Genomic DNA, 9,836 nt, shown 5'->3' on the forward strand with positions numbered 1-9,836 from the left:
CCCGGGGGGTCGGGGGGCCGGGGGGGGGGGGGCGGGGGGTGGCGCGCGCGGGCCCCCGTGTGGGGGGGGGCGGGGCGCCGGCCGTCGCTGGTGGGGTGAGCGGTCAGTTTCCGCTGGGGGGCACGGCGGTGAGCCGCCTGCGTTCGTCGGCGTCGGCGTCGGGACCGGCGGGCGCCGCCGTCGCCAGAGTCCCGTCCGCCAGGGCGCGGCGCAGGTTCTCGCCCTCGACGTCCACGTTCGGCAGGATCCGGTCGAGCCAGCCGGGCAGGTGCCAGGCGCGGCGGCCCAGCAGGGTCATGACGGCGGGCACGATCGTCATCCGCACGACGAAGGCGTCGAACAGCACGGCGGAGGCGAGGCCGAGGCCGATCGACTTGATCAGCGAGGCGTCGGCGAGCAGGAACCCGGCGAACACGGAGATCATGATGATGGCGGCGGCGGTCACCACGCGGGCGCCGTGGCGGAAGCCCGCGACCACCGCCTCCGTGGGCTCGGCGCCGTGGACGTACTCCTCGCGCATCCGGGTGACGAGGAAGACCTGGTAGTCCATGGCCAGGCCGAACACCACACCGATCATGAAGATCGGCATCACGCTCACGATGGGCGCGGTCGTGTCGACGCCGAAGAGCTCCTTGAGCCAGCCCCACTGGAAGACCGCGACCAGGACGCCCAGGGTGGCCGTCACGCTGAGGAGGAAGCCCAGCGTCGCCTTGATGGGTACCAGGATCGAGCGGAACACCAGCAGCAGGAGGATCACCGCCAGGCCGACGACCACCGCGAGGTAGGGCAACAGGGCGTCGCCGAGCTTCTTGGAGACGTCGATGTTGAGCGCCGTCGTACCGGTGATCACCACTTCGGCGCCCGTCGCCCGGTGGACGGCGGCGGCACTGGTGTCCCGGATCTCGGAGACCAGGTCGATCGTCTCCGTGCTGCTCGGGGAGCTCTTCGGGACGGCACGGATCAGGGCCACGTCACCGCCTTGGTTGAACACCGGCGGGCTCACCGAGGCGATGTCCGGCAGTGCGCCGAGGACGGCGCCCGTCTGCTGGGCGGCGGCCTTGGGGTCCTTGCTCTCGCGGGCGTCGACGACCACCGTCAACGGGCCGTTGTAGCCGGCGCCGAAGCCCTTGCTCAGGGTGTCGTAGGCGACCCGCTGGGTGCTGCCCGGTGCGGCGGTGCTGTCATCCGGCATGCCCAGCCGCAGCGACAGCAGCGGGATCGACAGGATGCCGAGACAGGCCACCGCCAGGACGAGCGCCTGCCACGGGCGGCGGATGACGAGCCGCGCCCAGCGCACGCCCATGGTCTCGCCCTCGCCGCGCTCCAGTGCACGCATGCGCTGCGTCTTGAGGTTCCCCTTCATGATCCGCAGCCCGGCGAATCCCAGCACCGCGGGGAGCAGGGTCAGCGCCACGAACACCGCGACGACGACGGCGAAGGCCGCGGCCACACCCAGGTCGGTCAGCATCCGGATCCCGATGACGCTCAGGCCGGCCAGGGCGATGACGACGGTCAGTCCGGCGAACACCACCGCCGAGCCCGCGGTGCCCAGGGCCCGCCCGACGGCTTCCTCCGGTTCGTGGCCCTCCCGGATCTCGCTGCGGTAGCGGGACACGATGAAGAGCGCGTAGTCGATCGCCACCGCCAGGCCCAGCATCAGCGCCAGGGTCGACGAGGAGGAGCTCATGTCCACGAAGGCGGTGGCGAGGGTGATCGACAGGATGGCCACGATGACGCCGAGGAGCGCGGTCAGCAGGGGCAGCCCGGCCGCCAGCAGGGAGCCGAAGGTGATCACGAGCGCGACGGCGGCCACCGCGAGCCCGATGAGCTCACCCGCGTTGGCCCCCTCCTTCTCCTGGACGGCGTTGCCTCCCAGGCTGACGGTGAGGCCCGCCTTCTCTCCCTTGTCGGCGACGGCGTGCAGCGCGTCCCGGGCCTGCGACGTGACGTCGGCCTGAGCGACCCGGTACGTCACCTGCGCGTAGGTGATCGTGCCGGACGCGCTGATCAGCCGGCTCTGATAGGGGTCGGTGACGTTCGCCACCAGCGGGGCCTTCCTCAGGTCCGCGATCAGCGACTCGACCTCGGACCGGTGCGCCCCGGACGTGAGCTGCTGCCCCTCCGGCGCCTCGAACACGACGCGGGCCGTGGCCCCGGACGCGGACGCCTGCGGGAACTCCTTCTCCAGCAGGTCGAGCGCCTTCTGGGACTGGGTTCCGGGGATCGTGAACTGGTCCGACGTCTTGCCGGACAGGGTCGCGGAGCCTATGCCGACGGCCGCCAGGACGACGATCCACAGCATCAGCACGAGTCGTCGTCGCCGGAAGGCGAACCGGCCGAGCCGGTAGAGGAAGGTGGCCACGGGAGTACTCCCACCTGGAAATCACGGGAAATCAACGGAAGGGGTGACGAAAGATCGGCGGGCCCTGCGACCCGGATCTCACGCTAGGCGCGGATTTCCGGCCGCCCACGGCACCCGGGAAGCGAATACGGCCGGGCGGGGCGGTACCGGGGTACCGGGCGGACTCATCCGAAAGCACGTACGCAGAACGGGCCCGGTCCGCGCGCCCGGCCCACGGCCGTGGCGGGAGAGCCCGCCGCCGACGCGGACGCCGCGGCGCCGTACCTCCTGGGGAGGAGGCAGACCAGTACCGCGGTACTGCCGGGTCCGGCCGTTTTCCCTCCCGCAGGGTCTCGGTCACGCGTCCGGCGGCTCCTACCCTGAAACGCGTCGCCGCGGCGATCCGCACGCGCGCGGACGCCGCTCCCCTCCGGCGCGCATCGCCGTCGATCTGGGCGACCCCTTCCGAACGGAGCCGTCATGTCCCTTCTCGCCAAGCCGAAAGTCGCCTCCGTCGCCGCGAGGACGATGCAACGCCTCAACGCCCTGCTGGCCACCCGGTATCTCGCGTCCACCCTCCTCACCCGGTATCCGGAGTACCCCCGCAACTCCTACGAGCTGACCGTGCCGTCGTCCGTCGCCCCCGCGCGGGCCGTGGTGTACCTGCCCGACGGCCCGGCGGCCGGGCCCCTGCCGGTGTACGTCAACTTCCACGGCGGGGGCTACGTGCTGCCTCCGATCGAGCTGGACGATCCGCTGTGCCGTCACCTCGCCACGGAGGCGGGAGCGGCGGTGGTGAACGTCGACTACGTCGTCGCCCCACAGCACCCCTTCCCCGCGCCGCCGCACCAGGCGTACGACGTGGTCCGCTGGATCGCCGAGAACGGCGCCGAGCACGGGTGGGACGGCAGCCGGTTGGCGGTGGGCGGACAGAGCGCCGGGGGCGCCCTCGCCGCGGCCGTGGCCCGCCAGGCTCTGGAGAAGGGCGGCCCGTCGATCGCGCTCCAGGTCATCCACTACGCGCCGCTCGACCTCGCGACCGACGCCCGGGAGAAGCGCTCCACGGCGGCCAAGCCCATGCTGCGCCCGTGGATGGCCGACGTCTTCGACTCCTCGTACGTCCCCGACCGGGGTCGGCGCAGCGACCCGCTGGTCTCCCCCGCGCATCCGTCGGACACGGCGGACCTGACGGGCATCGCCCCGGCCTTCGTCATCACGGCGGAGCACGACCTGCTCCGCGCGGAAGGCATCCGGTACGCGGAGCGGCTGCGGGGTGTCGGGGCGCTGCTCGACCACTACGACGTGCCCGGGGCCGACCACGGCTACGACCAGAGCGACGCCGAGACGGCCCGGGACGTCTACGCCCTGATCGCCGGACACGTGCGCAGGGCCACGGCTGTGCGGGCGTAGTACGCGCAGGCAGGCAGGCAGGGGCCCCGCGCACGGGGCCCCTGCCTGTCTCAGGGGAGCGCGGCGTCGGCGCGCGAGTCCGTCTGCCGCGGCGGCGCGGAGCCGCAGGGTTCGGCTCCGGGCTCGGTCGGGGGGTTCGTGCGGGCCTCGTCGAGGGGTTCCGTGAGGGGCTCGGCCTGACGGGGCAGCAGGACCCGGAAGACGGCGCCCCGGCCCGGCGTGGTGTCGACCTCCACGCGCCCCGCGTGGGCGGTGACCAGGGAGTGGACGATGGCGAGGCCCAGACCCGCCCCGCCGGTGGCGCGGGCGCGGGAGGCGTCGGCGCGGTAGAAGCGGTCGAAGATGCGGGCCGCCTGCTCCTCGGTGAGGCCCGGCCCCTGGTCGGCCACCTCCAGGACCGCCTCGTCGCCGACGGTTCCCACGCCCACGCGCAGAGGCGTTCCCGGCGGCGTGTGGGTGACGGCGTTGCCGATCAAATTGGTGACGACCTGTCGTAGGCGGGACTCGTCGGCGAACGCGGGGGCACAGGCCGGCGGACCGTCGCCGTCCGGACCGGTGAGCGAGACGGGGCGGCTCACGTCCAGCGCGCGTGCGTCGTGCAGGGCGTCCGCCGCCAGGGTGCGCAGGTCCATGGGGGCGCAGTCCAGGGAGAGCGGGAAGGCCGTCGACGTTCCCGGCCCGTCCTCGCCGGCCCGCAGGGCGTGCTCGTCGAGCCGGGCGAGCAGCAGCATGTCCTCGACGAGCCGCGTCAGGCGGTCCGACTCCCGGGCGATGCGGGACATGGTGGCGTCGACGTCCTGGCGATCGGGAAGGGCGCCCATGCGGTGCAGATCGGTGAGTCCCCTGATGCCGGCGAGCGGGGTGCGCAGTTCGTGGCCGGCGTCGGCGACGAAACGGCTCATCCGCGCCTCGGACTCGGCGCGGGCGGCGAAAGCCGCCTCGATCTGGCCGAGCATGCCGTTGAGCGCGGCGGCGAGCCGGCCGACCTCGGTGCCCGGCCCGGCCAGGTCCGGCACCCGGCGCGACAGGTCGCCGCGGGCGATCTCGGCGGCGGTCTGCTCGATCCGGGTCAGGGGGCGGAGGCCGGAGCGCACGGCGAACCATCCGGCCAGGGCCAGCAGCGCCAGCAGGCCGAGGCCGGTCGTCTCGTAGACGCGCCACATCCGGTCCACGGTGCCGTCCACCGGGGCCATGGACGTGGACACGATCACGCTGCCGCCGTCCTTCAAGAGGGCGCCGTCCTGCGCCGCGACGCCGTCCTGCACGGGGCCGCCGTCCTTCGCCGCGGCTGCTCCGAGCGCGTCGCGCAGGGCCCTGATGTCCGCAGCCGGCACGGCGATCACGCGCCAACGCCCGTCGCCCTGGCTGCTGTCGACGGTGAAGGGGCGGCCTCGGCGGGCGGCGACCGACGCGGCGTCCAGGCGCGGCAGCGCCGGGCCGCGGGCGTCGCCGGACCGGTTGCGGCCGGCGAGCGAGTCGATGCTGCTCACCGTCGTCCCGTCCTCGGCGACATAGGTGACGACGGGGTTCCCCAGCACCTCGGTGCTGAAGTCGGCGAACCCCGCCGGCGGGGTCCGGCCGGCGCCGCTCTCGGCGATCCTGGGCGGCAGTAGCGAGAACACCTGGGCGGAGGCGCGGAGTTGGGCGTCGAGACGGTCTTCCAGGTAGGCGCGCAGGGCGTTGCCCGTGACGAGGCTGAACGCCGCGAACCCGGCTGTCAGCAACGCCACCGCCAGCAGGAGGACCCGGCTGCGCAGGGAGGCGCGCGCCCACCCCGCGCCGATGCGTCGGCCGGTCACGCCTTCGGCCCTCGCAGCACGTATCCGACGCCGTGCACGGTGTGGATGAGCTTCGGGCCGCCGTTGTCGATCTTCCGGCGCAGGTAGCTGACATAGGTGTCGACGATGCCGGTGTCGCCGCCGAAGTCGTAGTCCCAGACCCGCTCGAGGATCTGCGGTTTGGACACCGTGCGCCCGGCGTTGGTCATCAGGTAGTGCAGGAGCCGGAACTCGGTGGGCGACAGCCGGATCGGCTCGCCGGAGCGGGTGGTCTGCACCCCCTCCGGATCGAGCTCCAGATCGGCCACCCGCAGCAGCGCCGTGGGGTCGCCGCCGGTACGACGCAGGACGGCGCCGATGCGCGCGATGAGCTCCTGCAGGTCGAACGGCTTGGTGACGTAGTCGTCGCCGCCGAGGACCAGGCCCTCGATCTTGTCCCGGGTGTCGTCCCGGGCGGTGAGGAACACGACCGGGACGTGCCCCTGGCGCGCGGCTCCGGCGGGCGACTGCCGCTCGCGGAGCCGGCGGATCACTTCGAAGCCGGTCATGTCCGGCAGCATGACGTCCAGCAGGACGAGGTCCGGCGCCGCGGCCCGGGCCCCGTCCAGCGCTTCCTGCCCGGTGCCGGCCGCGGCCACGGTGAACCCGGCGTGCCGCAGGGCCGCGCAGAGCAGCTCCCGCACGGTCGGTTCGTCGTCCACGACCAGCAGGTGCGCGCCCGTGGCGCCGGCCTGCGGGATGTCCCGCCGGGCCGGCGGCCGGGAAGAACGCTCAGCGGTTGCCAACGGGTGTCTCCAAGGGGCCGCGATCCACTCCCTGGACCGCCGCGCCCGGGGCGCCCACGCGGTGCTCGCCGCCCGCGACGGCCGGGGATTCGTACGCCACCCTACGGAAGCGGCCTGTCTTCCCCCCGTAAAGGCCGTACAGCAGGCTTCCCGCGTAGCCGGCGGCCGCGCCGGCGATCAGTGCGAGCACGACGACGGTCGGCACACTGCCGCTGAGTTGTGCGTGCGTGCCGCCCATCCGGCTGCCGAACACGGTGGCCGAGATCCGGCCGTCCGCCTGTGCGAGCCAGGCCGCCGTCCCCAGGAACACGGCCATGACGACGGCGAGCCGTCCGGCGAGGGCGAGGTGCTGTCCGTGGCGTCCCGGGCGGGGGTGCGCGGACTGCGATCCCGTCCGTGCGGTGGCGCGCGCCGCCGCGTGACCGCAGACCGACAGGGCGACCACGGTCAGCGCGAGGGCGATCGCCCACAACGGCCAGCCGCCCGGGGACAGGTGCCTGAGGTTCTCGACGCGGTCGGGCCTGGCTTCGGACTGCCGGCCTCCGAGCCACTGCAGCAGTGAGGCGAGCGGATTGCCGCCCTCGCTCTGCACCTGCCGCGTCGAGGCGGTCCAGGAGGCTCCCAGGCCCAGGGTAAGGAACACCGCCACCGCGTCCGGGGCCATCAGGATCGCGGCGCCGGCGGCGGTCGCTGCCTTTCCGCCGACGGCGACCCCGACGAACACCACGGCGACGAGCGGTACGACGGTCAATGTCAGGAACATCCGCGTGACCGCCGAGACGCACGGGGCCCATGCCGTCCAAAGGCGGCTCGCGGCCCACGGCTCGGGCAGCTGCGCTCGCCGGGTGACCAGGCAGCCCAGCGCGACGACCACGGCCACCCAGAGCGTCGCGCCCCAGGCGGCGGAGCCCGCCTGCACCTGGTAGTTCATCACGAGGTCCTGGGCCTTCGACGCCCCGCCGCCGAGACCGCCTCCCAGGCCGCCGCCGAGGTCGCCGAGACCGCCGCCGAGACGCCCGCCGAGGCCGCCGCCGAACAGGCCGCCCAGCGAGCCGCCCCCGCCGAGCCCCCCGCCGCCGGACGCGGCGTCCTCACCGCGCATGCCGCTCATCGCCGACGCCGGGAGCCTGAACGCGCCCCGGGCGAGGTGCGCCACGACGAGAAAGGCGCACAGGGACGCCGCTGCCGCGCCGGCGGTCCGGGCCGCCAGTTCGCCGACGCCGAACCGCCGGCCCCGCATCCGCCGGGAGAACACCAGCCACAGCACCAAAGCGCCGGCCAACGACACTCCCAGCGGCATCGCGTGGGCCGTGCCGCTCATCGACGGGCTCAGGCCGCCGCCCAGCAACCCCGCGAGACCGGAGCCCGACGAACCGGAGGAGGCGGCCACGGGCTCCACCGAACCGCCGACGGACATGGCCGTGACCGTCAGGGCCAGCGACCAGGACGATCCGACGGAACCCGCGTCGAGCAGGGACAACGCCAGGGCCGAGAGGGCGACCATCGCGATCACCGCGCACAACGCGGCCGCCGCTCCCTCCAGGGCGTTCTCGAGCAGACCTTCCGGACGGCCGGGCCGGGTCCGCACGGACCCTCCCGGCCTGGACTTGACGGTGACAGCAGACATCCGAGCCGCACTCCGCTCCGTTTCGATGACGCACGCGCCGCGAGGCCGCGTGTCGCTGGGCAGGTACAGACTGGGCCGCGCGACTGCCACCTTCCGGAGAGGTTCTGGGAGTCTCCTGGGAATGCCTCCGGGATCACCGCAGGTCGGGCGGCGGACCCGGGCGGACGGGCCGCACGCTCCCAGAGAACTCCCAGAACCTGCGACGACGGGGGAAAGGGGTGCGCCCGGCACGGCCGTGGGGGGAGCCACGCCGGACCGGGCGCCGTCTGTCGCGGTCAGCCGCCGCTGGAGGCGGACCACTTCTGGTTGGAGGCCCCTGTGCAGCTCCACAGCTGGACCTTGGAGCCGTTGGCCGTGGCCGTGCCGGTCACGTCGAGGCAGAGGCCGGACAGGTCGTTGGTGACGCTGCCGTCCGCGTGGAACGTCCACTTCTGGCTCGCGCTGCCGTTGCAGTCCCAGGTGACGACCTTCGTGCCGTTCCCGGTGCCGTTGCCGTACGCGCCCAGGCACTTGCCCGCGACCTGCAGTTCACGCCCCGCCGAGTACTGGTACTGCTGGTTGGCGTTGCCCGCCGTGCAGTCCCAGATCTGCTGCTGGACGCCGTTGGCCGCGTTGCCGGTGTCGTCCAGGCACCGGTTCGAGCCCTGGCCGACGATCTGGCCGGCGGCCGTCTGCGCGCCCCGGGTGAAGGTGACCGTGGCGTGCGAGGGCAGCGTGTAGGAGAACGATCCGGCGTTGTTCCAGGTGGTGGTGAACGTGGTGGCGGAGGAGTTGTTGTTGTAGGCGACCAGCACCTGACCGCCGTCGGGGTTCTGGTAGGCCTGCGCCCAGACGCCGCCGCCGTCGCTGTAGCCGATGCGGGTCGCGCCGGGGACGACGAACTTGGAGAACTGGCCCAGCTGGTAGTAGTTGTCGGTGTAGGCGGCCTTGCCGGTGGCCTGGTCGACGGTGACCAGGCCGGTGCAGTTGGTGCAGCCGACGCCCATCTTGGGGCCGCCGTTGGTGTCGAGGGCCAGGTTCCACAGCAGGGCGCCGCTGGCCCAGTTGAAGGTGGACTCCAGGGCGAGCTGGGCGGCGTTCATCGGGGCGATGCCCGGGCCGGTGGAGCACTCGCTCTCGTAGATCCGCTTGTCGGGGAAGGAGTTGTGGATGGTCGTCATCTTGCCGAGGTCGTTCTGGTAGCAGTGCCACGCGGTGCCGTACATCGCGTCGCGGGCCGCCTGGTTGGCCATCAGCGTGTTCGCGTAGTTGGTGTCCACGTGGTCGGCGTCCCCGCCGAGGATCTTCGTGGCGCCCAGTCCCGCCTGCTGCAGCGCCGGGGCGAGGTTGTTCGCGATGAACGTCGCCTCGTTGCTCGCGGGCCACGACATCGCCGAGTACGTCGACGGTGAGATCGTCGGCTCGTTCTGCGGGGTGACGCCCCAGACGTTGACGCCCTTGGCCTGGTATTCCTGCAGGAACTTCACGTAGTACTGCGCGAGCGGCCCGTACATGTCCGAGCGCAGGGTGCCGTTGCCCTGGCCGAGCATGGTGTTGGTGGTCTTCATCCAGGCCGGCGGGCTCCAGTTGTTGGCGAACAGCTTCATCGACGGGTTGAGCGCCTGGGCCTGCTTGATGATCGGGATGACGTAGGCGTCGTCGTGGGCGGTGGAGAAGTTCGCCAGGGTCGGGTCGGCGACGCCGCCGTTGTCGTCGTAGGAGTACGTGCCGGGGCTGGACGCCGGCGTGGCGGTGTAGTCGGAGGAGCCCATCGGCGTGCGCATCAGCGACAGTCCGATGCCCGGGCCGCGGGTGAACAGATCGCGCATCACCCGGTCGCGGGTGGCGGCGTCGAGCTTGTTCTGCAGCAGGTACGCCGAGGTGTCGGTGAACGCGGCGCCGAACCCGTCGATGGT

General features: G+C 72.9%; 6 protein-coding genes. 1 reads left to right on the forward strand and 5 read right to left on the reverse strand.

The window, feature by feature from the left end:
* Positions 1–103: 103 nt before the first annotated feature.
* Positions 104–2,362 (reverse strand): MMPL family transporter, encoded by a 2,259-nt coding sequence (locus tag ABT300_RS37580; RefSeq protein WP_351685809.1) that lies wholly within the window; start codon positions 2,360–2,362, stop codon positions 104–106.
* 459 nt (positions 2,363–2,821) lie between these two features.
* Between ABT300_RS37580 and ABT300_RS37585 the strand changes: the two genes are divergently transcribed.
* Positions 2,822–3,751 carry an alpha/beta hydrolase gene (locus ABT300_RS37585; RefSeq protein ID WP_351685811.1) on the forward strand — a complete coding sequence of 310 codons (930 nt, stop codon included), beginning with the start codon at positions 2,822–2,824 and terminating at the stop codon, positions 3,749–3,751.
* A 50-nt stretch (positions 3,752–3,801) separates the two neighbouring features.
* Here ABT300_RS37585 and ABT300_RS37590 read toward each other — a convergent pair whose 3' ends face one another.
* The 4 genes from ABT300_RS37590 to ABT300_RS37605 all read right to left on the reverse strand — a co-directional run.
* Positions 3,802–5,550, reverse strand: coding sequence for a sensor histidine kinase (locus tag ABT300_RS37590; RefSeq protein ID WP_351685813.1), 1,749 nt, complete (start codon positions 5,548–5,550; stop codon positions 3,802–3,804).
* Positions 5,547–6,269, reverse strand: a complete 723-nt coding sequence (locus ABT300_RS37595; protein ID WP_351685819.1) for a response regulator transcription factor — start codon at positions 6,267–6,269, stop codon at positions 5,547–5,549. The genes ABT300_RS37590 and ABT300_RS37595 overlap by 4 nt, the downstream gene beginning before the upstream one ends.
* Positions 6,270–6,300: 31 nt before the next feature.
* Entirely contained in the window at positions 6,301–7,941 is a 1,641-nt protein-coding gene (locus ABT300_RS37600) for a streptophobe family protein (RefSeq protein WP_351685815.1), read from the reverse strand.
* A 275-nt stretch (positions 7,942–8,216) separates the two neighbouring features.
* A partial coding sequence (locus ABT300_RS37605) for a ricin-type beta-trefoil lectin domain protein (protein WP_351685817.1) occupies positions 8,217–9,836 on the reverse strand: 1,620 nt, incomplete at its 5' end.

The organism is Streptomyces sp. NPDC001027 (genome assembly GCF_040299045.1).
In the GTDB taxonomy this organism is placed as follows: domain Bacteria; phylum Actinomycetota; class Actinomycetes; order Streptomycetales; family Streptomycetaceae; genus Streptomyces.

What these genes read in the sequence shown, in the direction of transcription:
- ABT300_RS37585 (WP_351685811.1), top strand. Translation starts at nt 2,822, where the DNA reads ATGTCCCTTCTCGCCAAGCCGAAAGTCGCCTCCGTCGCCGCGAGGACG.
- ABT300_RS37600 (WP_351685815.1), bottom strand. Translation starts at nt 7,941, where the DNA reads ATGTCTGCTGTCACCGTCAAGTCCAGGCCGGGAGGGTCCGTGCGGACC.